General features: G+C 67.3%; 24 protein-coding genes. 16 read left to right on the top strand and 8 right to left on the bottom strand.

Annotated elements, in window-relative coordinates; translation table 11 throughout:
* From folK to MG068_RS07820, 8 genes are all read left to right on the top strand, one after another.
* Positions 1 to 486, top strand: coding sequence for a 2-amino-4-hydroxy-6-hydroxymethyldihydropteridine diphosphokinase (folK, locus tag MG068_RS07785; protein ID WP_132809808.1), 486 nt, complete (start codon positions 1 to 3; stop codon positions 484 to 486).
* A gap of 34 nt (positions 487 to 520) precedes the next feature.
* Positions 521 to 1336 carry a 3-methyl-2-oxobutanoate hydroxymethyltransferase gene (gene panB, locus MG068_RS07790; RefSeq protein WP_005416119.1) on the top strand — a complete coding sequence of 272 codons (816 nt, stop codon included), beginning with the start codon at positions 521 to 523 and terminating at the stop codon, positions 1334 to 1336.
* Positions 1333 to 2172, top strand: a complete 840-nt coding sequence (gene panC, locus MG068_RS07795; protein ID WP_132809809.1) for a pantoate--beta-alanine ligase — start codon at positions 1333 to 1335, stop codon at positions 2170 to 2172. The genes panB and panC overlap by 4 nt, the downstream gene beginning before the upstream one ends.
* A gap of 66 nt (positions 2173 to 2238) precedes the next feature.
* Positions 2239 to 2736: a hypothetical protein gene (locus tag MG068_RS07800; protein WP_132809810.1), complete on the top strand. Its 498-nt coding sequence runs from the start codon at positions 2239 to 2241 to the stop codon at positions 2734 to 2736.
* An 87-nt stretch (positions 2737 to 2823) separates the two neighbouring features.
* The gene (gene panD, locus MG068_RS07805; RefSeq protein WP_032128853.1) at positions 2824 to 3204 is read left to right on the top strand and encodes an aspartate 1-decarboxylase; all 381 of its coding nucleotides are present in this window, start codon (positions 2824 to 2826) and stop codon (positions 3202 to 3204) included.
* Entirely contained in the window at positions 3201 to 4715 is a 1515-nt protein-coding gene (pgi, locus tag MG068_RS07810) for a glucose-6-phosphate isomerase (protein ID WP_132809811.1), read from the top strand. The genes panD and pgi overlap by 4 nt, the downstream gene beginning before the upstream one ends.
* A gap of 316 nt (positions 4716 to 5031) precedes the next feature.
* Entirely contained in the window at positions 5032 to 5238 is a 207-nt protein-coding gene (locus tag MG068_RS07815; RefSeq protein ID WP_010484314.1) for a DUF6229 family protein, read from the top strand.
* A gap of 81 nt (positions 5239 to 5319) precedes the next feature.
* A complete protein-coding gene (locus tag MG068_RS07820) occupies positions 5320 to 8217 on the top strand; it encodes a type 2 lanthipeptide synthetase LanM family protein (RefSeq protein ID WP_132809812.1) in 2898 nt (965 codons plus the stop codon).
* Positions 8218 to 8235: 18 nt separating this feature from the next.
* On the opposite strand, the gene MG068_RS07825 is transcribed toward MG068_RS07820, so the two are convergent.
* Both MG068_RS07825 and MG068_RS07830 read right to left on the bottom strand, forming a co-directional pair.
* Entirely contained in the window at positions 8236 to 8805 is a 570-nt protein-coding gene (locus MG068_RS07825; protein ID WP_012510702.1) for a response regulator transcription factor, read from the bottom strand.
* Positions 8802 to 10028 carry an ATP-binding protein gene (locus MG068_RS07830; RefSeq protein WP_032128856.1) on the bottom strand — a complete coding sequence of 409 codons (1227 nt, stop codon included), beginning with the start codon at positions 10026 to 10028 and terminating at the stop codon, positions 8802 to 8804. The genes MG068_RS07825 and MG068_RS07830 overlap by 4 nt, the downstream gene beginning before the upstream one ends.
* A gap of 114 nt (positions 10029 to 10142) precedes the next feature.
* Here MG068_RS07830 and ispG point away from each other — a divergent pair, with 114 nt between their 5' ends.
* From ispG to MG068_RS07845, 3 genes are all read left to right on the top strand, one after another.
* Complete coding sequence (gene ispG, locus MG068_RS07835) at positions 10143 to 11408, top strand: flavodoxin-dependent (E)-4-hydroxy-3-methylbut-2-enyl-diphosphate synthase (protein ID WP_106467705.1); 1266 nt, start codon at positions 10143 to 10145, stop codon at positions 11406 to 11408.
* Positions 11389 to 12138 (top strand): phosphatase PAP2 family protein, encoded by a 750-nt coding sequence (locus tag MG068_RS07840; protein WP_032128858.1) that lies wholly within the window; start codon positions 11389 to 11391, stop codon positions 12136 to 12138. Before ispG ends, MG068_RS07840 begins: the two co-directional genes overlap by 20 nt.
* A gap of 201 nt (positions 12139 to 12339) precedes the next feature.
* Complete coding sequence (locus MG068_RS07845) at positions 12340 to 12987, top strand: response regulator (RefSeq protein WP_004153112.1); 648 nt, start codon at positions 12340 to 12342, stop codon at positions 12985 to 12987.
* Between the two features lie 332 nt (positions 12988 to 13319).
* Here MG068_RS07845 and MG068_RS07850 read toward each other — a convergent pair whose 3' ends face one another.
* From MG068_RS07850 to zwf, 5 genes are all read right to left on the bottom strand, one after another.
* Positions 13320 to 13979: a bifunctional 4-hydroxy-2-oxoglutarate aldolase/2-dehydro-3-deoxy-phosphogluconate aldolase gene (locus MG068_RS07850; protein ID WP_004153124.1), complete on the bottom strand. Its 660-nt coding sequence runs from the start codon at positions 13977 to 13979 to the stop codon at positions 13320 to 13322.
* A gap of 205 nt (positions 13980 to 14184) precedes the next feature.
* On the bottom strand, positions 14185 to 16101 hold the full coding sequence (edd, locus tag MG068_RS07855; protein ID WP_132809813.1) for a phosphogluconate dehydratase: 1917 nt from the start codon (positions 16099 to 16101) through the stop codon (positions 14185 to 14187).
* A 58-nt stretch (positions 16102 to 16159) separates the two neighbouring features.
* A complete protein-coding gene (gene pgl / locus MG068_RS07860; RefSeq protein WP_012510707.1) occupies positions 16160 to 16885 on the bottom strand; it encodes a 6-phosphogluconolactonase in 726 nt (241 codons plus the stop codon).
* Positions 16882 to 17889, bottom strand: coding sequence for a glucokinase (glk, locus tag MG068_RS07865; protein WP_049400948.1), 1008 nt, complete (start codon positions 17887 to 17889; stop codon positions 16882 to 16884). The genes pgl and glk overlap by 4 nt, the downstream gene beginning before the upstream one ends.
* A complete protein-coding gene (gene zwf / locus MG068_RS07870; RefSeq protein ID WP_132809814.1) occupies positions 17886 to 19322 on the bottom strand; it encodes a glucose-6-phosphate dehydrogenase in 1437 nt (478 codons plus the stop codon). The genes glk and zwf overlap by 4 nt, the downstream gene beginning before the upstream one ends.
* Positions 19323 to 19674: 352 nt before the next feature.
* Here zwf and MG068_RS07875 point away from each other — a divergent pair, with 352 nt between their 5' ends.
* Positions 19675 to 20757 (top strand): ABC transporter ATP-binding protein, encoded by a 1083-nt coding sequence (locus MG068_RS07875; RefSeq protein ID WP_132809815.1) that lies wholly within the window; start codon positions 19675 to 19677, stop codon positions 20755 to 20757.
* 50 nt (positions 20758 to 20807) lie between these two features.
* On the opposite strand, the gene ygfZ is transcribed toward MG068_RS07875, so the two are convergent.
* On the bottom strand, positions 20808 to 21683 hold the full coding sequence (gene ygfZ, locus MG068_RS07880; RefSeq protein WP_132809816.1) for a CAF17-like 4Fe-4S cluster assembly/insertion protein YgfZ: 876 nt from the start codon (positions 21681 to 21683) through the stop codon (positions 20808 to 20810).
* Between the two features lie 39 nt (positions 21684 to 21722).
* Between ygfZ and MG068_RS07885 the strand changes: the two genes are divergently transcribed.
* The 4 genes from MG068_RS07885 to sdhA are packed head-to-tail and all read left to right on the top strand — an operon-like array spanning position 21723 to position 24547.
* Positions 21723 to 21893, top strand: a complete 171-nt coding sequence (locus MG068_RS07885; protein ID WP_005409075.1) for a DUF1674 domain-containing protein — start codon at positions 21723 to 21725, stop codon at positions 21891 to 21893.
* 56 nt (positions 21894 to 21949) lie between these two features.
* A complete protein-coding gene (gene sdhC, locus MG068_RS07890; protein WP_024958620.1) occupies positions 21950 to 22342 on the top strand; it encodes a succinate dehydrogenase, cytochrome b556 subunit in 393 nt (130 codons plus the stop codon).
* Positions 22339 to 22725, top strand: a complete 387-nt coding sequence (gene sdhD, locus MG068_RS07895) for a succinate dehydrogenase, hydrophobic membrane anchor protein (RefSeq protein ID WP_005409077.1) — start codon at positions 22339 to 22341, stop codon at positions 22723 to 22725. The genes sdhC and sdhD overlap by 4 nt, the downstream gene beginning before the upstream one ends.
* A gap of 31 nt (positions 22726 to 22756) precedes the next feature.
* Complete coding sequence (gene sdhA, locus MG068_RS07900; RefSeq protein WP_132809817.1) at positions 22757 to 24547, top strand: succinate dehydrogenase flavoprotein subunit; 1791 nt, start codon at positions 22757 to 22759, stop codon at positions 24545 to 24547.
* The last annotated feature ends 62 nt before the right edge of the window (positions 24548 to 24609 follow it).

Genomic DNA, 24609 nt, shown 5'->3' on the forward strand with positions numbered 1-24609 from the left:
ATGACCCTCGCCTGGATCGGCGTCGGCGCCAACCTTGGCGACGCGGCCGTCACCGTCGGCGCGGCGATTGCCGCGCTCGACGGCCTGCCCGATACCCGCCTGCGCCAAGCCTCAAGGCTGTACGCCACGCCGGCCTGGGGCAATGAAGACCAGCCGCCGTTCGTCAACGCGGTGGCTGCGGTCGAGACCACGCTGCCCGCCGATACGCTGCTGCAGGCGATGCTGGCGCTGGAGCAGCGTTTTGGTCGCGTACGCGATCCGGCGGTGCACTGGGGCCCGCGCGCGCTGGACCTGGACCTGCTGCTGTATGGCGCGCAGGTGCTCGACCAGCCTGGTCTGCAGGTGCCGCATCCTTACCTGCACGAGCGTGCCTTCGTGTTGGTGCCGCTGGCCGAAATCGCGCCGGATCTGGCCATTCCCGGCCATGGCCGCGTGCGGGATGCAGTGATGCGGGTGGATGCCTGCGGGATTGCGCCGATAGGGTGATAATGCCCGGGTTATCTCCCCCGGTTATCAGCACATGAGCACCCACGCAGACAGCAAGCCCTGGACCGTTCCCGCCCTGGCCGAGGCCAAGCGCAATGGCCAGAAGCTGGTCATGTTGACCGCCTACGACGCCGGCTTCGCCCGCACTTTCGATGCCAACGGCGTCGACCTGATCCTGATCGGCGATTCGCTGGGCATGGTCGTGCAGGGCCATGATTCGACCTTGCCGGTGACCGTGGCCGACATGGTCTACCACACCCGCGCCGTGGCCCGCGTGCTGCAGCGTGCGTTGCTGGTGGCCGACCTGCCGTTCGGCGCCGATGCCACCCCGGAGCGCGCGCTGGATGCCTCGTTGCAGCTGCTGCAGGCCGGCGCCGAGATGGTCAAGATCGAAGGTGCCGGCTTCAAGGTCGACATCATCCGCTACCTGGTGGAGCGCGAGATTCCGGTCTGCGCGCATCTGGGCCTGACCCCGCAGTCGGTGCTGCGACTGGGCGGCTTCAAGATCCAGGGGCGTGGCGATGCCGCGCGCCAGCTGGTGGAAGATGCCAAGGCTGTGGCCGCTGCCGGCGCCAGCATCATGGTGCTCGAATGCGTGCCGACTCCGGTCGCCGCCGAAGTGACCGCTGCGGTGGATGTGCCGACCATCGGCATTGGCGCAGGCCCGCAGTGCGATGGCCAGGTGCTGGTGCTGCACGATTTCCTCGGCCTGGACAGTGGTCATCGCCGTCCCAAGTTCGTCAAGGATTTCCTTGCCGAAGGCGGTTCGGTGGCCGGTGCCACCCGCGCCTATGCCGACGCGGTGCGCGACGGCAGCTTCCCCGACGAACAGCACGCCTACGCCCAATGATCCAGACCTTCAACGAGCTCGGCGCACTGCGCGGGCAGATCGCCCAGTGGAAGCGCGAGGGCCTGCGGGTGGCGCTGGTGCCGACCATGGGCAACCTGCATGGAGGTCACCATTCGCTGGTGACCCTGGCCCGCCAGTACGCCGACAAGGTGGTGGCAAGCATCTTCGTCAACCCGACCCAGTTCGGGCCGAACGAGGATTTCAGTCGCTACCCGCGCACGCCCGAGGCCGACGTGGCCGGGCTGGAGCAGGCCGGCTGCGATGCGGTGTGGCTGCCCAGCGTCGAGGTGATGTACCCGCTGGGGGTGGACAAGACCACGCGCATGCACGCGCCGGGCGTGAGTGAAGTGCTGGAAGGCGCCAGCCGTCCGGGGCACTTCGATGGCGTGTGCACGGTGGTGGCGCGCCTGTTCCTGCAGGTGCAGCCGGATGTGGCCGTGTTCGGCCGCAAGGATTACCAGCAGCTGGCGGTCATCCGCCAGATGGTGGCCGAGCTGTCGTTCCCGATCCAGATCGTCGGTGCGGACATCGTGCGCGACGAGGATGGCCTGGCCAAGAGTTCGCGCAACCAGTACCTGAGCGCCGAACAGCGCCCGGTCGCGACCAGCATCCACCGCACCCTGCTGGGCATGCGCGAGGGTTACGTGGCTGGCCAGTCGCGCGCGCAGATCGAGGCCGACGCAACGGCCGCGCTGCAGGCGGATGGTTTCCAGGTCGACTACGCCGTGTTGCGCACGCCGGAACTGGCCGAGCCGACCTTCGACGGCGGTGGCCGCGTGGCGCTTATCGCCGCGCGGCTGGGTACCACGCGCCTGATCGACAACCTGGAGTTCTGAGCCGCATGCGGCTACGGGGCGCCCGCAACGGGCGCCTCTCCACTTCCCACGGACGGGAGACCGGAAATGAAGACCCCCAGCACTGATACCGGCCGTCTTGCCCAGGCCTCGATCCTGGCGGTGCTGGCCGCCGGCATGCTGCCGGCGCAGCTGTTCGGCGGCCTGCTGTTCGCATTGGACCTCGGGCGTACACCGGTGCCGGCCCTGATCGGTGGCGGGCTGATGTTCGTACTGGCGGTCTGCAATGCCATTGCCGTGCTGTTGCCGATGGCGCTGATCCTGCAGTCTCAGCAGCGCCTGCGCCGGGTCGGTTTCGTCCTTGTGGGGTTTGGCCTGGGCGCGCTGGCCATGGCCACCTGTGCCTGGCCGGGCGACGACAGCGGCCCGCTGCTGCAGCGCCTGCGCTATGTCGACACCTTCGATGTGATCAGCTATGGCCTGTCAGTGCTGGCTGCCGGGGGCTTCGGTGCGGTGGCCGGCTGGGCGTTCCATGCGGTGTTTCGCCTGTCGCTGGCAGCTAGCGTTGGCCCCATGCCGCCAGCGTTGCCGGGGGAGGGGGCCTGAACAGCCTTCAGCGTCCTGCTGCGGCCCCCTGACGATGGCCAAGCGGGTGCTAGAATCCGCTCTTTCCTTTGCCGTTGCAGCGCCCCCATGCACCTGTCCCTGCTCAAGACCAAGATCCACCGCGCCACCGTCACCCATTCCGAGCTGAACTACGAAGGCTCGATCGCCATCGATGACAACCTGCTGGCTGCCACCGGCATCCGCGAGTTCGAGCAGGTGCACATCTGGGACGTGACCAACGGTGCGCGCTTCTCGACCTACGCCATCCGCGCCGAAGCCGGCAGCGGCGTTGTCTCGCTCAACGGTGGTGCTGCGCGCCACGTGCAGGTCGGTGACATCATCATCATCGCCGCGTTCGCCAGCATGACCGAGCAGGAAGCTGACAGCTTCAAGCCGAAGCTGGTGTACGTTGATGGCAAGAACCAGATCTCCCACACCAACGACACGATCCCGACCCAGGCCGCATGACAACGAACAACGGATTCGACTCGCTGCATTCCCACGCCCAGCGCCTGAAGGGCGCAAGCATTCCCAGCCTGCTCTCCGCCGAACCTGGCCGCGTGCAGGACCTGGCGCTGCGGGTCGGTCCGTTGTACGTCAACTTCGCGCGGCAGAGATACGATGCCGCGGCGTTGCAGGCCCTGCTCACGTTGGCCGCCGACCGTGATGTCGGTGGTGCCATCACCCGCTTGTTCCGTGGCGAGCAGGTCAACCTGACTGAAGGTCGCGCCGCGCTGCATACCGCGCTGCGCGGCGACGTGGTCGATGCGCCGGTTGCAGCCGAGGCCTATGCCACCGCGCGCGACATCCGCCAGCGCATGGGCGTGCTGGTGCGTGCGCTGGAAGACAGCGGCGTCACTGACGTGGTCAGCGTCGGCATCGGTGGTTCCGATCTCGGTCCGCGCCTGGTCGCCGATGCGTTGCGCCCGGTCACCGGCGCGCGCCTGCGCGTGCATTTCGTATCGAACGTGGACGGCGCCGCCATGCAGCGCACGCTGGCCACGCTGGATCCGGCGAAGACCGCCGGCATCCTCATCTCCAAGACCTTCGGTACGCAGGAAACCCTGCTCAACGGCCAGATCCTGCACGACTGGCTGGGTGGCAGCGAGCGCCTGTATGCAGTCAGCGCCAATCCGGATCGCGCCGCCAAGGCCTTCGCGATCGCCGCCGATCGCGTACTGCCGATGTGGGACTGGGTCGGTGGCCGTTATTCGCTGTGGTCGGCCGTTGGTTTCCCGATCGCGCTTGCGATCGGTTTCCAGCGCTTCGAGCAGATGCTGGAAGGCGCCGCGCAGATGGATGCGCACGCGCTGGATGCACCGCTGGAGCGCAACCTGCCGGTGCTGCACGGCCTGACCGACATCTGGAACCGCAACGTGCTGGGCCATGCCACGCATGCGGTGATGACTTACGACCAGCGCCTGGCGCTGCTGCCGGCCTACCTGCAGCAGCTGGTGATGGAAAGCCTGGGCAAGCGCGTGCAGCGTGACGGCCAGCCGGTCACCACCGACACCGTGCCGGTGTGGTGGGGCGGCGCGGGCACCGATGTGCAGCACAGCTTCTTCCAGGCACTGCATCAGGGTACCAGCATCGTTCCGGCCGACTTCATCGGCTGCGTACACAACGACGATCCCTACACGATCAATCATCAGGCCCTGCTGGCCAATCTGCTGGCGCAGACCGAAGCACTGGCCAATGGCCAGAGCAGCGACGACCCGCACCGTGATTACCCGGGCGGCCGCCCGAGCACGCTGATCCTGCTCGATGCGCTGACCCCGCAGGCGCTGGGTGCGCTGATCGCCATGTACGAACACGCCGTGTACGTGCAGTCGGTGATCTGGAACATCAATGCCTTCGACCAGTTCGGTGTCGAGCTTGGCAAGCAGTTGGCCAGTGGCCTGTTGCCGGCGCTGCAGGGTGAGGATGTGGCGATTGCCGATCCGATGACCCGCGAGATCCTGGCGCAGCTGAAGGGCTGACCCGGCCTGCGGATGTGCCGGCGCCGGCCGGCCATCCGATGCCTCTGCGGTTGCCTTCGATCCGGTCGCGCAGGAGTGGCGGCGCGGCCACTCATTCCACGTCACTTCCGTACCGCACGTGCAGCGTATTCGTGCGCCCTGCCGCAGCGCAGCTTGACGCACTTCGCACGCGGATGCAGTGTGCACGGGCGGCTGTACCTGTCATCCAGTATCGCTCGCAGCATGATGTTGATGCCAGGGACTGGCCGTATCCGAAGGGACGTGGAATCGATCCATGTCCTCAACGCCTCATGTTGTGAATGACAGGAGATTGCGAATGGATCTGAACGACGATGTTGTGTCCGGCTGGCTCAATGGCTCGGACGATGTGGATGGGTGTGCCAACCCTGCGGGTTCGCTGTTCATCTACGGTGCGGCAGCCACCGAAGCGGCCCTCACCGGAGCTTCGGACACCATGATCACCGGGGGCACCAACGAGTGCACCACCACGGTATCGGTGATCAACCACTGCCTGTGTTGCTGATGTAACCCGAGCCGGCACGCAGAGGCGTGCAGCTGCGTGCCGGCGACTGGAACAGACTCTCGATATCTCGCAGGGGGCGTAATGACCGCTTCTCCGGCTGCGGCCGCGTTTGCGTGCATCACCGAACATTTCCTTGCCCAGGCGCGCGCTGCGCTGGTTGCCGGCCTGCATGATCCCGCCATTGCTCTGCAGCCTGGCGAGCGCGATCTGCTGCATGCACGGGGCGATGCGGCACTGCGTGAGCATGCCCAGCTCAAGCTCAACCGCGTGCTGCTGCTGGAACTGCACGCCGCTGCGCGCAGCGGTGACATCGGCCCGCTTGACAGCGCTGGGGTGCTGGACGAATTCGTTGCCCTGGCCACCAGCGAGGGCTTCCGCACGCATCTGCAGCGACGCTATCCGGTGCTGCTGCCGCGCCTGACGCGCATGCTCGAAGGACAATGTGCGGCTGTGGTGGAGCTCGCTGTTCGCATCGGCAGCGATCGTGCGGCGCTGGCAGAGTTGCTGGGTGCGCCGGCGGGCACGCTGCATGCCGTTGCATTGGGACGCGGTGACCTGCATGGTGGCGGCCGGACTGTGGCACGGCTGCAGTTCGATGGCGGCACGGTGATGTACAAGCCACGCTCATTGCGCATCGATGCGACGCTTGATGGCCTGTTGTCCACGGTCTTCGGTGACGGCCCTGACCGCGTATGCGTGCCGAAGGTGATTGATCGTTGCAGCCACGGCTGGGCCGCCTTCGCCGCGCACCGCTACTGTGCCGATGACCTTGAACTGCGTGCCTACTACCGCGGTCTTGGCCATTGGCTGGCAATCCTGCGCCTGGTCGGTGGCACCGACATCCATCTGGAGAATCTGATCGCGGTCGGGCCGGTGCCGGTCGTGGTCGACGCCGAAAGCGTGTTCTCCCGGGTAATCGACATCGAGCCATCAGGGCTTGGCGATGCGTACGACACCGCCGTCAAGCTGATGCGTAATTCAGTGCTGCGTACCGGAATCGTGCCGTTCCGTACTGCCGGCCTGGGGATGGAGGGCGTGGATCTGTCCGCAGCCGGCGCACTGCCGGGCGAGCAGCCGCGGGTACAGGTGCCGGTGATTGTCGAGGACGGGACGGAACCGGCCCGCTTGGGCATGGTTGAGGCCGAGGTCTCCGTTGCGCAGAATCATCCCAGCGCGCAGCCCGATGTGTCGTTGTACTGGGATCACATCAGCGAGGGCTTCATCGACGCCAGTGGGCGCCTGCGCGCGCTCGATGCGAAGGGTGAACTGATGCCACTCCTGGCGGCTTTCGAGGGCTGCCAGGTGCGCGATGTGCGGCGGCCGACCATGGCCTACGCCGAGCTCGGGCGGATGCTCTGGCATCCGGCATCGCTGCACAACGAAGCCCAGGCGGTTGAACGCGCGATCGATCTGCTGGTGCGCAATGCAGCGGTGTCACCGGCTGCGCCATCGGACCTGGAAACCGTACGTGGAGAAGTGGACGACCTGCGCCACGGTGACATTCCGATCTTCACTTCACAGCTGGACGCGACCCGCATCCGCTCCATCGCCGACAACTGGCGTGCGATGCGCATCGACCTCGAAGACGTGACCATCCGCAGCACGTTGGTGGCCACCGACCTGAACCAGCACGCGCTGGCCCGCGCCGAGGCTCGGTCCGGCTATAGCTACGCCGCGCAGCAGCCTCGCGCGGACGATCTGGACCTGCGCCGACGAACGCTTGCGGCACACGCGGTGGAGAATCTTCTGCGGCTTGCCGTGCACGGTGAAGACGGTTCGATGACCTGGATCACGCCCGAGGTGACCCGCACAGGATGGACCGTCCAGCCGGTGCAGCCCGACCTGTATTTCGGGCTGGGAGGCATTGCGTTCGCGCTGGCGGCCTACCGCCGGGAAGTGGAGCAGGGACGTGCCGATCCGGTGGCTGGGTTGGATCCGGCCATCGAAGGCGCCATTGCGGTGTTCCAGACCATGTGCGAGCGCCATCCCGCCGGGATCGATGGTGGTTTCGTCGGCTCGGGCTCGCAGATCTGGACCCTGCTGGCATTGCATGATCTGCTGCAGCGCCCCGCACTGCTCGCGCTGGCCGAGCGCTGTGCGGAAGGAGTGGAACGTCGTGGTTTCCAGGGGCCGGTGAAATTCGAACTGATTGATGGCGTGTCCGGCATGATCCTGCCGTTGCTGGCGCTGGCCGAGGCCACCGGCAGATCGCGCTGGCTGGAGTTGGCGGCTGCAGCCGGGCGCCGCATGCAGGAAGCAGCGATCGTCGATGCCGACGGCGCACGCTGGCCGACGCCACAGTTCCGCGAGCCGATCGGTGGCTTTGGCCACGGCGCGATGGGCATGGGCTGGGCGCTGGCACGGCTGGCGCGTTCGGATGCCGGCAGCCTGCCTGAGCGGGCCGCCTGGCGGCAGCTGGCCGAAGGAGCATTTGCGTTCCAGGCGGCGCTGTTCGAGACGCATACCGGACGCTGGCGCGATATCCACCTGGAGGACGGGCAGAAGAATTTCCCGACCTGGTGCCATGGCAGTGTTGGCATCGGTCTGGCGGCGGCGGATCTGTACGCCCGCACCGGCGATCCCGCGCAGTTGCGTGACATGCGGCGGGCTGTGGCCGACGCGCGCGGCAAATGGGGGTTCAGCCACACCCTGTGCCATGGCGATGTGTCCACCCGGGAGTTGCTGGTGCTGGCGGCTGCGCTGGATCCGGAGGGATGTCCCTATCCGCAGGACGAGGCCGCCATCGAGATCGTTTCTTCGATCGAGGAGCACCAGGGCATGGTCGGCGGGTTGACCCGCGCGGCCTTTACTCCGGGCCTGATGATCGGTCTGGCAGGGACGATCTATGGCTTCCTGCGCATGCATCCGGCCTGCACGCTGCCGTCGCCGCTGCTGCAGGAGACGGTAGCGGCGCGGGTCGATGCGTCGGCGTCGCGCTCCAGCGCCGCGCAGGACCGAGCAGTGCTGGCCGAGGTCTGAGCCGGACGGGTCCGGCGATCAACGGCTGGGATCGCGTTCCGGGCTTGGCCGCTTGGCCAGCTTGCGCTGCAGCGAACGCCGGTGCATGCCGAGCAGGCGGGCGGCTGCGGACACGTTGCCGCCGGTCTCGTGCATCGCCTGCTGGATGTGTTCCCACTGCAGGCGGCTGATCGGCGTCATCGCATCAGGTACTTCCATTTCACCATCGTCGGCCGGGCCGTCGTCTTCCTCGCCGAGCGCGCGCAGGATCATCGGCACCGTGGCCGGCTTCGGCAGGTAGTCGTCGGCACCGAGCTTGATCGCCTCCACGGCGGTGGCGATGCTCGCGTAGCCGGTCACCAGCAGGATGCGCATGTCCGCGCGCAGGGCACGCAGCGGCTGGATCAGTGCCAGGCCGGAATCGCTGCCCAGCTTCAGGTCGATCAGCGCGAACGCCGGCGGATGCTGGCGGGCCAGCGCCAGCGCACTGGCGGCATCCTGTGCGGTCTGCGTTTCAAGCCCCTTGCGGGCCAGGCTGCGCTGCAGGGTGCGCAGGTACAGCTCGTCGTCGTCGACCAGCAGGCCCAGGGTGGAGTGATGAAGGCTCATGGGGTGTCCTCACGTGGGGTCAGCGGCAGGCGGAAGCCGACGCGGCTGCCGGCCCCCTGGGCCGGGCGCATCCACATCTCGCCGTCGAGGCGTTCGATGGTGGCATGGGACAGGGCCAGGCCGACGCCCATGCCCTCGCTTTTGCTGCTGCCGAACAGCTTGCCCGGCAGCACCGCAGCACGGGCGTCGAAGCCGTGGCCGTAGTCGCGGACTTCGCCGATCAGGTCGTCGCCTTCGATGCGCAGGTCCAGGTCCACGCGCGGCCGGCCGGCCTGCTCGCCGGCATCGGCGGCATTGTTGAGCAGGACCATCAGCAGATGGCCCACGCCCGGGTCGAGTGGCAGCCGCAGCGGCGCATCGTCATTGCGATGCAGGTCGATGGTCGGCCGCACCAGGCGCCACTGTTCCAGTACCTGCTGGGCGCTGGAGTGGCTGCGACCCGGTGCATCGGCCGAGGCCGGTGCGGCCAGCGCCAGCACGCGCTCGCGGCACTGCACCAGCAGCTCGCGCAGGGTTTCCATGTCTTCGCGTACTTCGGGCTCTTCGCTACGCTCGGCGACGTCATCGGCGAGCAGGGTCATGGTCGCCAGCGGCGTGTTCAGCTCATGCGCCACCGAGGCGGCATGGGTGGCCAGGGCGACGATGCCCTCGTTGCGGGCGAAGCGTTCGCGCAGGGCCGACAGTTCCAGTTCGCGCTGGCGCAGCGCCAGTGCCAGGCGGGTGGAAAAGGTCAGCACGACCGCTGCGGAAATCAGGAAATTGGCGACCACGCCCCAGCGGTTGAGGTCCTGGGCGCGGAAATAGCCATCCGGCAGCGACTGGCCGAAGATGCCGCTGGCGGCGTAGCCGAGCAGGCAGGCCAGCGCCACCGCCAGTGCCCAGCGCAGGGGCAGGGCGAACGCGGCGAGCGCGATCAGGATCAGGAACAGCGAACTGAACGGGTTGGCCATGCCGCCACTCCAGCCCACCATCCAGGTCAGGATGATCACGTCCACCAGAATGTGGCCGAACGCGGTCAGTGGCGCGGTGTCGGCCGCCTCCGGGCGCAGCTGGGTGTAGATGTTGAACAGGGTCAGCACGGCCACGCCCGCCCACAATGGCAGTTGCGGCAACGGCAGGCCCAGCACCCAGGTGGCAACCAGGATGGTGGCGGCCTGGCCACCTACGGCAAGCCAGCGCAGGCTGCACAGGGTTCGGAGAAACGGGGCGTCGGGACCGGTCATTCACGCTCATCGTATGCGTTCACGCGTGACCGTGCCTGCGACAATCGGCCGCAGCCGTGCCGCCGGCTGAATGCGAGTCACCCGGAATGCGGAGGCGGGCGGTAGAATGCGCCCATGCACGACGCCGTTACCCGCCCGACGCCCCCTTCCGATGCCACTGCCTGGCCCCGCCGCCAGACCCATGCCGTCCAGATCGGCGGGGTCACCGTAGGCGGAGGCAAGCCGGTCGTGGTGCAGTCGATGACCAACACCGATACCTCCGACGTGGCCTCCAGCGTGAAGCAGGTGGCCGAGTTGTGGCGTGCGGGTTCGGAAATGGTGCGGCTGACCGTCAATACCGTGGAAGCGGCTGCGGCGATCCCGCGCATTGTCGACAAGCTGGCGATGATGGGCATCGACGTGCCGCTGATCGGTGACTTCCATTACAACGGCCATCAGCTGCTGACCGCCGAACCGGCCTGTGCCGAAGCACTGGCCAAGTACCGCATCAACCCGGGCAACGTCGGCTTCGGCAAGAAGAAGGATCTGCAGTTCGCCCAGTTGATCGAGTTCGCGATCCGCTACAACAAGCCGGTGCGCATCGGCGCCAACTGGGGCTCGCTGGACCAGGCCCTGGCGGCGAAGCTGATGGACGAGAACAACCTGCGTGAGCAGCCCTGGGACGCCGGCCGCGTGCTGCGCGAGGCGCTGATCCGCTCGGCGCTGGATTCGGCAGAGCAGGCGGTGGAGCTCGGCCTGCCGCGCGACCGCATCGTGCTGTCGGCCAAGGTCAGTGGCGTGCAGGAGCTGATCGCGGTGTACCGCGACCTGGCCCAGCGCTCGGATTTCGCCCTGCACCTGGGCCTGACCGAGGCCGGAATCGGCAGCAAGGGCATCGTCGCCTCGTCCGCGGCGCTGAGCGTGCTGCTGCAGGAGGGCATCGGTGACACCATCCGCATCTCGCTGACCCCGGAACCGGGCCAGTCGCGTACGCAGGAAGTGATCGTCGCCCAGGAGCTGCTGCAGACCACCGGCCAGCGCGCCTTCACGCCGCTGGTCACGGCCTGCCCGGGCTGCGGCCGCACCACCTCCGAGTTCTTCCAGGAGCTGGCCAAGGTGGTACAGAACCACGTGCGCGAGAAGATGCCGCTGTGGAAGATCCACCACCCGGGTGCGGAGAACATGACCCTGGCGGTGATGGGCTGCATCGTCAACGGACCGGGTGAGTCGCGCCATGCCAATATCGGCATCTCGCTGCCCGGCACGGGTGAAACGCCTGCAGCGCCGGTGTTCGTCGATGGCGAAAAGAAGGTGACCCTGCGTGGCGACAACATCGCCCAGGAATTCGTCGCCCTGATCGACGATTACGTCGAACACAAGTATGTCCGAAGCGCCGGATAAGCCTGCGATCCTCGCTGCACCGGAGTCCGCCTCCGGCTTCCGCCACTGGATGGCGCGCAATGCCTGGCGCCTGGTCCTGCTGTTCGGTGGCGTGCTGCTGCCGCTGGCCGGCTTCGTCGCCCTGGCTGACGAGGTGCACGAGTTTGAATCGTTCCATTTCGATGCGCCGCTGCTGTGGCAGATGCATGGCCTGCATTCGCCGCTGCTGGACCGCTTCTTCGTGCTCATTTCCAGACTGGGCTACGAATGGTTCCTGATCCCGGCCGACGTGCTGATCATCGGCGTGCTGCTGGGCTACCGGCGTTGGCGCGAGGCGACCTTCGTGGCGGTCAGCTTCGTCGGCTCGGCGCTGCTGAACATGGGCAGCAAGCACTTCTTCCAGCGCCAGCGCCCCAGCCTGTGGGAATCGATCGCGCCGGAATCGACGTTCAGCTTCCCCAGCGGCCATGCGATGGGCTCGATGACCCTGGCAGTGACCCTGGTACTGCTGGCCTGGAACACCCGCTGGCGCTGGCCGGTGCTGCTGCTGGCACCGGCATTCAGCCTGCTGGTCAGCGTGTCCCGGGTCTACCTGGGGGTGCATTACCCCTCCGATATCCTGGCCGGATGGTGTGCCGCGCTGGTTTGGGTGGTAGGGTGCTATCTGGTCATGTTCAGTCGCCGGCACCCATGGCGACGTCACGGCTCGCCGCCAGCGAAGGCCAGCGAAGCATCATCACAGGGGGATTGACGTGGATGGCCCTTGAGGGACGTCTACGTGATAGATCAGTTGTTTCGTTGCAGCAGGTTCTGCAAGACAGGGGGCAAGCACAACGCGCGGTAGTGTGATGCGCAAGGCGGATTGCCGGGGTCGCATTCCGAACGCGCTTGCAGGGGTATCGGCACCCTGCCTAGCTTGACCTGCAATGGCCGCATTCGAAGAGGTACGTGAATGACGATTCGAGTCTACCTGGTGGATGACCACGCGCTGGTCCGCACCGGGATGAAGATGATTCTGTCGGGGGAAACCGACATCGAGGTGGTGGGCGAAGCCGAGACCGGCGAAGACGCGCTGCGTGAAGTCCGCCAGCTGCTGCCCGATGTGGTGCTGTGTGACCTGCACCTGCCGGGTGTGAGCGGCATGGAAGTGACCGAGCGCATCGTGCGCAGCCACCGCAATACCCGCGTGGTGATCGTGTCGGTGCTGGAAGATGGCCCGCTGCCGAAGCGGCTGCTCGAGGCTGGCGCCGCCGGTTACATCGGCAAGGGCTGCGATGCGCAGGAGCTGTTGCGCGCGGTGCGTGACGTGGCCGGCGGCCGCCGTTACCTGGGCACCAGCATCGCGCAGAACCTGGCGCTGTCGACGGTGGAAGGCAACGGTTCGCCGTTCGACAGCCTGTCCCCGCGCGAGCTGGAGGTGGCGTTGCTGCTGACCCAGGGCCTGCGCCAGGAAGACATCGCGCGGCGGCTGAGCCTGAGTGCGAAGACGGTGAACACGCACAAGGCGCGGTTGTTCGAGAAGATGGGGATCCACGACAACATCGCGTTGGCGCGGATGGCCAGCCAGTACGGGCTGGTGGATCCGGCACGGCCGCTGTAAGGGTTTCGGCCAACGGCTGAGCCCCTCGCGGTGTGCGGCAGGATTCGTGGGGTTGGCCCTGCGGAGGGATTGCGCAGGGGACGCCGTGAATCCATCCCTGGAGGCTCGGGCGCGCCATCCATGGCGCTTACGCCCCTGCGCAATCCCTCCGCAGGGCCACGGACAGGTTCCGTGCGCGTCCACCGCGGAATGTGAAGAAGGAAGAGCAGGAGCGGGTCGCGCGCTGTGCGCGCTCGTCGCCCGGGGTCGGATCCCTTTCCCGGTGGGAAAGGGCTCTGACCCTTGATGATGCCGGAGCCGAGCGTGGGCTCGGCTCTACCCCTTTGTCGGGCTCAGTGGCCGCGCACGCGCTTGATGATCTTCGCGGCGTCGGCGGCGCTGGCGCGCACCTTGTCCCATTCGCCGTTGGCGATCCAGTTGCCCGGCACCATCCACGAACCACCGATGCAGACCACGTTCTTCTGCTCGAGGTACTCGGCGGCGGTGTTTTCGGTGATGCCGCCGGTCGGGCACAGCTTGAGGTCGGCAACCGGGCCGGCCAGGCCCTTGATCATCGCCAGCCCGCCCACGGCCGTGGCCGGGAACAGCTTGCACACGCGGAAGCCGCGCGCATACAGCGACAGCAGCTCGGTCGGCGTTGCCGCACCCGGCACCACCGGCAGCGGCGCAGCGGCCAGTGCATCAGCCAGCGCCGGCGGCGTACCCGGGGTCACCAGGAAATCCGCACCCGCATCGATGGACTGCTGCATCTGCTCCACGGTCAGCACCGTACCGGCACCCACCACCACGTCCGGCAGCTCACGCTTGAGCATCGCCAGCGCTTCCATTGCCACTGGCGTACGCAGGGTCAGCTCGATGGCCGGCAAGCCACCTTCCAGCAGCGCCGCGCTGACCGCACGCGCCTGGTCCAGCGTATGAATCGTCACCACCGGCAGGATGCCCGCCGCACGCAACAGCTCCGCCGCCTTCACCTGATGTTGTTCGATACCCATGCTTTTGCCCTTGCCTTTGCTCTTCTTGATTCAGTGGCCGCAGCGCAAATGACGCGCCGGGAATTGTCCAAGGGCAGTAGAGCGCCTTGGCCGGGACCGTGAGCGGCATGGATGCCGCGATCGAGCCCCCATGGATGGGTTTACGGCGTGTCCCGGCCAGGGCGCTCTACTGCCCAAGCCGGGAAGCCTGCCGCGGCTTTTCGCTTCAGGCGTCTTTCGCCTCATGCGGCGCCGCCGCCGCCGCGGCATCGTGCCCCAGCTCGTATTCCGCGTCGTACTCCCACGGCCCACCATCAGCCGCCGCCGGCCCGCACGAAATCGAAATCGCACCCTGGTCGGCCGGACCCACCACACGACGGTTGATCGCGAACAGGTTGCGGCCCAGATCATGCGCGGCAGGCGCGGTGTTCGGCGCCAGCGGACGTGCAGCCCATTCGGCTGCGTCCACCAGCACTTCCAGCGTGCCGGCCTCGCCATCGAGGCGGATCATGTCGCCCTCGCGAACCTTGGCCAGCGGACCACCCCGCGCCGCTTCCGGCGTCACATGGATCGCCGCAGGAATCTTGCCCGAGGCGCCGGACAGGCGGCCGTCGGTGACCAGCGCCACGCGCCGGCCCTGGTTCTGCAGCAGGCCCAGCAGCGGCGCCAGCGAATGCAGCTCCGGCATGCCGTTCGCACGCGGGCCCTGGTAACGCACCACCGCCACGAAATGCTCGGGCAACAGGCCGCCGGCATGCAGCTTGTTCAACACCTGCGGCGCATCGACCACCACCGCCGGTGCTTCGATCGTGCGGTATTGCGGCTTCACCGCCGACAGTTTGATCAGCGACTTGCCGAGGTTGCCGCGCAGCAGGCGCAGGCCACCCTGGTGTTCGAACGGATTGTCGACGCCACGCACCACTTCGTCATCGGCGCTGCGTTCCAGGCCCGGCAGGTAGACCAGCTTGCCGTCGCGCAGCTGCGGTTCGCGTGCGTAGTCGGCCATGCCGCCACGCGCCACGCTGACCAGGTCGCCGTGCATCAGGCCGGCCTTGATCAGTTCGCCGAACACGAAGGCCGGGCCGCCTGCTGCGGCGAAGCGGTTTACATCGGCTTCGCCGTTCGGGTAGACGCGGGCCAGCAGCGGAATCAGCTGTGACAGCTCGTCGAAGTCGTCCCAGGTCAGCACGATGCCGGCCGCACGCGCCACCGCGATCCAGTGGATGGTGTGGTTGGTCGAACCGCCGGTGGCCATCAGTGCGATGACCGCGTTGATGATCGCGCGCTCGTCGATGATCCGGCCCAACGGGCGGAAGTCGTCGCCGAGTGCCGTGATGTCGAGCGCGCGCTCGGTGGCTTCACGGGTGAGGGCGTCGCGCAACGGCGTGCCTGGATTGACGAACGATGCGCCCGGCAACTGCACGCCCATCGCTTCCAGCAGTACCTGGTTGGAATTGGCAGTGCCGTAGAAGGTGCAGGTGCCGGCGCCGTGGTACGACGCGGACTCCGCTTCCAGCAGTTCTTCGCGGGTGGCTTCGCCAGCGGCATAGCGCTCGCGCACTTCGGCCTTCTGCTTGTTCGGGATGCCCGGGGTCATCGGGCCGGCCGGCACGAACACCGCCGGCAGATGGCCGAAGGCCAGCGCACCGATCAGCAGGCCCGGCACGATCTTGTCGCACACACCGAGGTAGACAGTGGTGTCGAACATATCGTGGCTGAGCCCGATCGCGGTGGCCTGCGCGATCACATCGCGCGAGAACAGTGACAGTTCCATGCCGCCGCGGCCCTGGGTGACGCCGTCGCACATCGCCGGCACGCCGCCGGCCACCTGTGCGGTGGCGCCCAGCTCGCGGGCGATCTCGCGGATCTGCTCGGGATAGGTCTCGAACGGCTGGTGCGCCGACAGCATGTCGTTGTAGGCGGTGATGATGCCGAGGTTCGGCGTCACGCCGCCGCGTAGGCGGCTCTTGTCGGTGCCGCCGCAGGCGGCGAACCCGTGGGCGAGGTTGCCGCAGCTCAGGCGGCTGCGGAACGGGCCTTCACGCAGGGAGGCGTCGATCGCGGCCAGGTAGGCGGCGCGCGAGGCGGCGCTGCGGCGGATGACACGCTCAGTGATGGCTTGCAGTTGCGGATGGAGGCTCATTGGCTACCGGCGTTCGTGGTGGCGAGAGGCAAGCGGCGGCACGGCGCCGCCGCCAACATCAATCAGCCCAGTGGACGCGCAGGCGCGCGCCTTCCAGGTTGATCGCATTGAGGATGGGGTACTGCTGGGCGTCATTGCTGTCCAGCGCCTGGCGCAGTACCTGCAGCTTCTGCTTGCCGCGCAGCAGCAGCAGGCGCTGGCGGCACTGGCGCAGGCCATGCGGGGTCAGCGTGATGCGCAGCGGCCACTGGTTCGCGCCCGGGCAGCCGGTGGCATCCAGCGCCGCGTAGGGCAGGGTGCTTTCCAGTGCGCGGGCCAGGTCCTTCGAGCCGGGGAACAGCGAGGCGGTGTGGCCGTCGTTGCCCATGCCCAGCGCCACCAGGCTCGGCGGTTGGCTGTGCTGCGCCTGCAGGTTGGCGGTGTACACGCATTCCGGAAGCGGCTTGCCGATGCGCACCAGCGGATCGAAATGCGCACCTTCGGCGCGCTTGAGCAGATTCTCGCGCACCAGCCAGGCATTGCTGTCGCGATCCTGCGGCGACAGCCAGCGCTCATCGGCCAGGCTCACTTCCACGCGGTCCCAGTGCACGTCCAGTTCGGCCAGCGCCTGGTACACCGGTGCCGGCGTGGTGCCGCCGGACAACAGGATGCGGGCGCGGCCCACTTCGTTGATGTCGTGGTTGAGGGTCTGCGCCATCTCGGCGGCCACCGCCTCGATCCAGCCATCGGCATCGCCGTGCTGGATGAACTCGATGCGGTCGTCGTGGAAGGTGGTGGGGCTCATGCGGCAACTCCAGGTGCGTCACGTTCGGCGTCGGCGGCATAGGCGGCGGCGCCCAGTAGTCCGGCGTGGGGGTGCATCACGGCCAACGAGGGCACCCGCGCCATGATCGAGGAGAAGCGGCCCTTGTGTTCGAAGCGCTGGCGGAACCCAGAGTGCTGCAGCGAATCGAGCATCTTCGGGGTCAGCCCGCCGGTCAGGAACACGCCGTCCCACGCGCCCTGGGTCAGCACCAGGTCGCCCGCGATGGCGCCGAACACGGCGCAGAACACATCGACGGTGCGCATCGCCTGCGGGTCACCGTGCAGGGCGCGGGCGGTCACGTCCACCGGCTGCAGTTGGCCCGGATCGATGCCGGCCATCTCGCATACCGCGCGATGGATGTTGACCAGGCCAGGGCCGCAGATCAGGCGCTCGTTGGAGACGCGGCCGAACTGTTCGGACAGGATCTCCAGGATGCGGATCTCCTCCGGCGTTCCCGGCGGGAAGCTGACATGGCCGCCTTCGGTTTCCAGCGGGTAGCAGCGGCCGTGGCGCAGGATCAGGCCACCGACACCCAAGCCCGTACCCGGCCCGATCACCGCGTAGTTGCGCGGCTGGCCGGGTTTGCCCGGCACCCAGGCGGCACCGCCGACCTGGACCACGTCATCGGGCTGCAGCAGCGAAATCGCCATCGCCTGTGCGGCGAAGTCGTTGATCAGGTGAAGCTCGTTGAAGCCGAGCATGGCGGCGGTGCGGCTGCGCGAGATCACCCACGGGTGGTTGGTGATGCGCGCTTCGTCACCGTCGACGCGACCGGCCACCGCGAACACGCCGCGGCTGGCCGTGGCGCCGATCTGTTCCAGATGGTGGCGCGCGGCATCACCCAGCGACGGGAACTCCGCCACCGCGTACTCGCGGATGCTGTCCTTCTGCAGCGGTGCGTCCTGCGAGGTGTCGGCCAGGGCGAAGCGGGCGTTGGTACCGCCGATGTCGGCGACCAGCACCGGCTGCGAGCTGGCACTCATGCCGACGCTCCGCTGTCCGGCGCGTCCACGCCCTGCGGCAGGAACTCGCCCGCGTTGGCCGGGCCCCACTGGCCGGCGGGGTAGGGTTCCAGAGGCAGCTTGGCATCCTTCCAGGCGTCGGCGACGCTGTCGATCCACGCCCAGGCGGCGCGCACTTCGTCGTCACGCACGAACAAGGTGTGGTTGCCGTTGAACGCATCCAGGAACAGGCGTTCGTACGCGATGCGGCGATGCAGGCCGGTCGGCACCGACAGTTCCAGTTCCAGCGGATGCAGTTCCAGCGCGCCCCATTCCGGGCCGGCCAGGCTGCTCATCAGGCCCAGTTCGATGTTCTCCTGCGGCTGCAGCTGGAACACCAGGCGGTTCGGTGCGGCCTGGGCGCGCTGCGGGCGCTCGAACAGCCAGTGGGTGACCGGCTTCAGCGTGACCACCACGCGGGTGGTGCGCTCGGGCAGGCGCTTGCCGGTGACCAAGTGGAACGGCACGCCGCTCCAGCGCCAGTTGTCGATGTGCGCGGTGACCCCGGCGAAGGTTTCCACGTCGCTGCCTTCCGGCGGCTGGTAGGCCTGCGCCGGCTGGCCGTTGATGGTGCCGGCGGTGTAGCGGCCGCGGATGCTGTCACGCGCGGCGTGCCTGGCATCGAGCGGACGCAGCGCGCGCAGCACCTTGACCTTCTCGTCGCGGATGCGATCGGCTTCCAGCGAGGCCGGCGGCTCCATCGCCACCATGCACAGCAGCTGCAGGATGTGGCTCTGCACCATGTCGCGCAGCGCGCCGGAGCGGGCGTAGTAGGCGTCGCGGCCATCCACGCCCTCGCTCTCGGCCACCAGGATGTGCACTGATTCGATGTAGTTGCGGTTCCATACCGCTTCCAGCAGCGTGTTACCGAAGCGCAGCGCGATCAGGTTCTGCACTGCGGCCTTGCCCAGGTAGTGGTCGAGGCGGAACACGCGGTCCTCGTCGATCCACTGGCCGATGGTGCTGATGATTTCCTCGGCGCTCTCGCTGTCGCTGCCGATCGGCTTCTCCAGCATCAGGCGTGCCGGTGCGGCGAGGGCGCCACCCTTGGCCAGGCCTTCGCAGGTGGAGATGTACAGGCCCGGCGGAATGGCCAGGTAGCTGACGCACTTGCGGTGCACCAGGTCGGAGACCGCGGCGGCAACCGAGTCGACGTCGCGCAGGTCCACCGAACGATAGTCGATGCGGCGCAGCAGGGCGCTGATGTCGTCCTGCGTGGCCATCGGCATGGCCTGCTGCAGGCGCGGCCGCAGGATGTCATGGAAGGCTTCGGTGTCATGCCCGGACAGGGCCAGCGCACGGATGCGGAAGTCCTCCGGCAGCAGGCCGTCGCCAAGCAGGCGAAGCAGCGAAGGGAACAGGTAGCGCTGGGCCAGATCACCTGTGGCACCGAACAGGAAGAGGGTGTCGTGCATCGCTCGAGTTTCAGATCCGGGTGACATCGTTGTCAATCGCTTCATGGCTGGGTTCGGGGGACATCCGCGCAACTGCCTGTCCGAGGTTCGTCAGGTGCGATCTCCGGGGTAGCGGAAGACCGTTCCATTCGAAACCACTGCTTCGGCAGAACCTTCGTTCAACCGCCGACGCAGATCGGTGCGCACCGATCAACGGATAGTGCCACGTGAAAACGTTTACATGGCAGAATGGGCAACTGTATTCGATTGCAGTGCTCGCCGTCATGCGGCAGGCGCGCAATCATCACTGCCATCGGGAGGGCCGAGGCAGTCCCAAAAGACAGCCCGGCTTCGGGCGGACCGGATAGGTGATATGGCAAAAGTGCAGTTGCAGGGTGTGCGCAAGGTCTATGACAACGGCCAGGTCGCGGTGAAGGACGCCAGCTTCGAGGTCGCCGATGGCGAGCTGATGGTGCTGGTCGGTCCGTCCGGCTGTGGCAAGTCGACCCTGCTGCGGATGGTGGCCGGCCTGGAAGAGATCAGCGGCGGCACGCTGACCATTGGTGATCGCGTGGTCAACGACGTGGCGCCGAAGGACCGCGACATCGCCATGGTGTTCCAGAGCTACGCGCTGTACCCGCACATGACCGTGGCCGAGAACCTGGCCTTCGGCCTGAAGCTGCGCGGGCATGACACGGCGACCATCGACAAGCGCATCGCCGAAGCAGCGCAGACCCTGGGCCTGACCGAGATGATGGACAAGCTGCCCAAGGCGATGTCCGGTGGCCAGCGCCAGCGTGTTGCGCTGGGCCGTGCACTGGTGCGCGAGCCGGCGGTGTTCCTGCTGGACGAGCCGCTGTCCAACCTCGACGCCAAGCTGCGCCACAGCGTGCGCACCGAGATCGCGCAGCTGCATCGCAAGCTGGGCACCACCATGATCTACGTGACGCACGACCAGGTCGAAGCAATGACCCTGGGCCAGCGCATCGTGGTGCTGAAGGACGGCATCATCCAGCAGATCGATACGCCGATGGCGCTGTACGACCGCCCGGCCAATCTGTTCGTGGCCGGTTTCCTCGGCAGCCCGGCGATGAACGTGCTGCGTGGCACGCTGCAGGGCGATGCCGGTGGCGTGACCGTGGTCGACGGCGAATGGCGGGCACCGCTGGGCCAGGCCACGATCGACCCGGCGTGGCTGCAGAAGCCGATCGCGGTGGGCGTGCGCCCGGAACACCTGCAGCCGGCCAGTGCCGATGATGCGCATGCATTTGCCGCACGCATTGAAGGCATCGAACCGGTCGGCAACGAGATCTTCGTCAACCTGAGCAGTGGCCAGCACGCGCTGACCATGCGCGTGGCGCCGCAGTCGCTGCCGGCGGTGGGCGAGCAGATCCGCGTGGCGATCCACCCGCAGGGCCTGCACTTCTTCAACCCGGAATCCGGCGAGCGGCTGTAACGGGTAGTGCCGGCCAGCGGCCGGCACTACCATTCCTTCATCCACCGGGCTCAGCGCGCCAGGCCATCCAGCAACGGCATGCGCTGCGCGATCGCATCACCCACCTGCAGATCAGCGTCGCTGGCTTCCAGCGGCAGCACCGCCAGTGCCAGGTCGCCGGCCACGCAGGCAATCGTGCCCAGCGCTGCGCCATCCTGCTGCACGCCATCGCCGGCCTGCGCCGGTGCCGCGGTATGCAGCAGCTGCACCGCACGCTTGGCCTTGCCGAGGAAGTGGGTGCGGGCGACGATCTCCTGGCCCGGATAGCAGCCCTTCTTCACGCTGTAACCGTTCAGGCGGTCCAACCCCAGCTGCTGCGGGGTCCACACTTCGCGCTGGCTTTCTTGCAGCCGGGGCAGGCCGTAGCGCAGGTCGGCCTGGCGCCAGGCCAGTGCGAAAGCGGCCTCATCGGCTTCACTGCCGGCGGCGAAGGCATCGGCGCTGCCAATGCGCAGGGTCCGCGGCAGGGCGTCGCTGCCCAGGTCCAGTTCCCAGCCGTCACCTGCGGTCTGCGCAATCGCAGGGCCGCTGGCGGCTTCGGGCGCAGTGAACGCACCGGCCACGGCCAGATCGCTGCGCACCTGCACCTTTACCTTGCGGCGGAACACGAAGCGCTGCAGTTGCGACGCAATCGCATCGGCATCACCGTCGGCCAGCACCAGCATCACGTGGTCGTCCGCCAGTCGAAGCAGCTGGAACACCGCCAGAGTGCGGCCCTTGGCGCTCAACCAGGCGCTCCACTGCCAGTGCAGCAGGGGCAGGGCGGTGACATCGCTGCTGAACTGAGCGTGGGCGAAGACGGCCGCATCCGGGCCCTGCAGGCTCAGCAGCTGGTGGCCGGGCAGGCGCGGATATCCGACGAAAGCAGGGGGCAGGTTGTCAGGCACGTGAACGAGGTCTAAAATTTGTGCGTTGCGAGACCGAACATGATAGGCCAAACAACCCCCACTCCCGACGACGAATCTGAAGCCCCGCTGGTCCCCGCGGCACCCGTGCCCGTGGAACAGGAAAAAGCAGAGGAATTCGGCGGCCGCGGCGGACTCGATCCGGTGCGGTATGGCGATTGGGAGAAAAACGGACGCTGCATCGATTTCTGATCAGCATTGAGCCAACGCGGCCGCGTGCCGCCCAGCCGAGACAACGAGCCCAGCGAATGGCGACCAGACAACGCCCACTTTCCCCGCACCTTCAGGTGTATCGCTGGCAGATTCAGATGGCCACCTCGATCCTGCATCGAGCCACTGGCGTCTTTCTGTCTGTTGGTGCCCTCATCATCGCTGCCGGCCTGCTGGCCCTGATGATGGGGCCCGAGTCCTGGAACTGCTTCACCGGCCATGCCGGGGCCTGGTATGGCCGCGTGTTCCTGTTCGCGTGGACATGGTCGTTCGCCTATCACCTGTGCAATGGCATCCGCCACGTGGTGCAGGACTTCGCCATCGGCTTCAGCATCCCCGCCTTCATCCGCAGCAGCTGGCTTTCGGTCATCGGCAGCCTGGTGATCACCCTGCTGGTGTGGGCCTATGTGATGTTCGGAGGTGCCGCGTGAGCAAGTTCCGTACCCCGTTGAAGAACGTGCGCGGCCTCGGTTCGGCCAAGACCGGCACCGAGCACTTCGTGCACCAGCGCCTGACCGCCGCCGCCCTGGTGGTGCTGGGCATCTGGTTCTTGGTCTTCGTGCTGGGCCTGCTGGGCTCGGATTACGCGACTGCCGCCGCTGCCGTGGCCAAGCCGTGGAATGCGGTGCCGCTGATCGGCCTGCTGATCGCCATGTTCTGGCACGCGCAGCTCGGCATGCAGGTCGTGCTGGAAGACTACATCCACGAATCGCTGCTGGCTCTGGTGCTGCAGACCGCGGTGAAGTTCGTCGCCGTGCTCGGCATGATCGTCAGTGTGTTTGCGGTGGGCCGCATCGCCCTCGGCGTTGCCTGAGCCCAGGCACCAACACAGGAATCCAGATTAGATGTCCGCTTACAAGATCACCGAACACAAGTACGACATGGTCGTGGTCGGCGCCGGCGGCGCCGGCCTGCGCGCCACGTTCGGCCTGGCCGCCAAGGGCCTGCAGACCGTGTGCCTGACCAAGGTCTTCCCGACCCGTTCGCACACCGTTGCCGCCCAGGGCGGCATCTCGGCCGCACTCGCCAACATGGGTGAGGACGACTGGCGCTACCACTTCTTCGACACCATCAAGGGTTCGGACTGGCTGGGTGACCAGGACGCCATCGAATACATGTGCCGTGAGGCCATCCCGGCCATCATCGAGCTCGAGCACTACGGCGTGCCGTTCTCGCGCACCGCCGAAGGCAAGATCTACCAGCGTCCGTTCGGTGGCATGACCACCAAGTACGGCGAAGGCCCGGCGGCGCAGCGTACCTGCGCGGCGGCCGACCGTACCGGCCACGCGATGCTGCACACCCTGTACCAGCAGTCGCTGAAGCACGATGCGCGCTTCATGATCGAGTACTTCGCGCTCGACCTGATCTTCGACGAGGAAGGCGCCTGCCGCGGCGTGCTGGCCCTGGACATGTCCGACGGCACCCTGCACCTGTTCCGCGCCCAGGGCGTGGTGCTGGCCACCGGCGGTTACGGCCGTGCCTACTTCAGCGCCACCTCGGCGCACACCTGCACCGGCGACGGTGGCGGCCTGGCCATGCGTGCCGGCATCGCCATGCAGGACATGGAGTTCGTGCAGTTCCACCCGACCGGCATCTACGGCGCCGGCTGCCTGATCACCGAGGGTGTCCGCGGTGAAGGCGGCATCCTGCGCAACAGCAGCGGCGAGCGCTTCATGGAGCGCTACGCACCGCACTACAAGGACCTGGCCTCGCGCGACGTGGTCAGCCGTTCGATGACCATCGAGATCCGCGAAGGCCGCGGCGTCGGCGAGCACAAGGACCACATCCTGCTCGACCTGACCCACCTCGGCCCGGGCGTGATCGACGAGAAGCTGCCGGGCATCGCCGAGAGCGCCCGCATCTTTGCCGGCGTCGACGTGCACAAGCAGCCGATCCCGGTCATTCCGACCGTGCACTACAACATGGGTGGCATCCCGACCAATTACCACGGCGAAGTGGTGCGCAAGGATGGCGACAACCCGGATGCCGTGGTGCCGGGCCTGTACGCCATCGGTGAAGCCGCCTGCGTGTCCGTGCACGGCGCCAACCGCCTGGGCTCGAACTCGCTGCTGGACCTGGTGGTGTTCGGTCGTGCAGTGGCCAACCGCTGCGCCGAGACCATCAAGCCGGGCGCGTCGCACAAGCCGCTGCCGGCCGATGCCTGCGACAAGGCGCTGGGCCTGCTGGACAAGCTGCGCCACGCCAACGGCGATACCCCGACCTCGGTCATCCGCGATCGCATGCAGCGCACCATGCAGGCCGACGCGGCGGTCTTCCGCACCAGCCAGACGCTGAAGGAAGGCTGCGAGAAGATGGACAAGATCTTCGACTCGTTCCAGGACGTGAAGGTCTCCGACCGTTCGCTGGTCTGGAACTCGGACCTGATCGAGACCTACGAGCTGAACAACCTGCTGCTCAACGCGGTGGCGACGATCAACTCGGCCGAACAGCGCAAGGAAAGCCGCGGCGCGCATGCGCACGAGGACTATCCGGACCGCGACGACGTCAACTGGCAGAAGCACACCCTGGTCAGCGTCGACGAGAAGGGCAAGTGCAGCTTCGACTACCGTCCGGTGCACATGTACACGTTGACCGACGACGTGTCCGTAGTGCCGCCGAAGCCGCGCGTGTACTGATCCGACCCCGCCTACCATGCAATCCGCGCCCACGGGCGCGGGCCGCCTGAGCCAACGAGAGC

Source organism: Stenotrophomonas sp. ASS1 (genome assembly GCF_004346925.1).
Classification (GTDB): Bacteria; Pseudomonadota; Gammaproteobacteria; order Xanthomonadales; family Xanthomonadaceae; genus Stenotrophomonas; species Stenotrophomonas maltophilia_A.

Bases quoted from the DNA above. Each gene is read 5' to 3' on its own strand.
- folK (WP_132809808.1), top strand. From the start codon at position 1: ATGACCCTCGCCTGGATCGGCGTCGGCGCCAACCTTGGCGACGCGGCC.
- panB (WP_005416119.1), top strand. From the start codon at position 521: ATGAGCACCCACGCAGACAGCAAGCCCTGGACCGTTCCCGCCCTGGCC.
- panC (WP_132809809.1), top strand. From the start codon at position 1,333: ATGATCCAGACCTTCAACGAGCTCGGCGCACTGCGCGGGCAGATCGCC.
- MG068_RS07800 (WP_132809810.1), top strand. From the start codon at position 2,239: ATGAAGACCCCCAGCACTGATACCGGCCGTCTTGCCCAGGCCTCGATC.
- panD (WP_032128853.1), top strand. From the start codon at position 2,824: ATGCACCTGTCCCTGCTCAAGACCAAGATCCACCGCGCCACCGTCACC.
- pgi (WP_132809811.1), top strand. From the start codon at position 3,201: ATGACAACGAACAACGGATTCGACTCGCTGCATTCCCACGCCCAGCGC.
- MG068_RS07815 (WP_010484314.1), top strand. From the start codon at position 5,032: ATGGATCTGAACGACGATGTTGTGTCCGGCTGGCTCAATGGCTCGGAC.
- MG068_RS07820 (WP_132809812.1), top strand. From the start codon at position 5,320: ATGACCGCTTCTCCGGCTGCGGCCGCGTTTGCGTGCATCACCGAACAT.
- MG068_RS07825 (WP_012510702.1), bottom strand. From the start codon at position 8,805: ATGAGCCTTCATCACTCCACCCTGGGCCTGCTGGTCGACGACGACGAG.
- MG068_RS07830 (WP_032128856.1), bottom strand. From the start codon at position 10,028: ATGACCGGTCCCGACGCCCCGTTTCTCCGAACCCTGTGCAGCCTGCGC.
- ispG (WP_106467705.1), top strand. From the start codon at position 10,143: ATGCACGACGCCGTTACCCGCCCGACGCCCCCTTCCGATGCCACTGCC.
- MG068_RS07840 (WP_032128858.1), top strand. From the start codon at position 11,389: ATGTCCGAAGCGCCGGATAAGCCTGCGATCCTCGCTGCACCGGAGTCC.
- MG068_RS07845 (WP_004153112.1), top strand. From the start codon at position 12,340: ATGACGATTCGAGTCTACCTGGTGGATGACCACGCGCTGGTCCGCACC.
- MG068_RS07850 (WP_004153124.1), bottom strand. From the start codon at position 13,979: ATGGGTATCGAACAACATCAGGTGAAGGCGGCGGAGCTGTTGCGTGCG.
- edd (WP_132809813.1), bottom strand. From the start codon at position 16,101: ATGAGCCTCCATCCGCAACTGCAAGCCATCACTGAGCGTGTCATCCGC.
- pgl (WP_012510707.1), bottom strand. From the start codon at position 16,885: ATGAGCCCCACCACCTTCCACGACGACCGCATCGAGTTCATCCAGCAC.
- glk (WP_049400948.1), bottom strand. From the start codon at position 17,889: ATGAGTGCCAGCTCGCAGCCGGTGCTGGTCGCCGACATCGGCGGTACC.
- zwf (WP_132809814.1), bottom strand. From the start codon at position 19,322: ATGCACGACACCCTCTTCCTGTTCGGTGCCACAGGTGATCTGGCCCAG.
- MG068_RS07875 (WP_132809815.1), top strand. From the start codon at position 19,675: ATGGCAAAAGTGCAGTTGCAGGGTGTGCGCAAGGTCTATGACAACGGC.
- MG068_RS07885 (WP_005409075.1), top strand. From the start codon at position 21,723: ATGATAGGCCAAACAACCCCCACTCCCGACGACGAATCTGAAGCCCCG.
- sdhC (WP_024958620.1), top strand. From the start codon at position 21,950: ATGGCGACCAGACAACGCCCACTTTCCCCGCACCTTCAGGTGTATCGC.
- sdhA (WP_132809817.1), top strand. From the start codon at position 22,757: ATGTCCGCTTACAAGATCACCGAACACAAGTACGACATGGTCGTGGTC.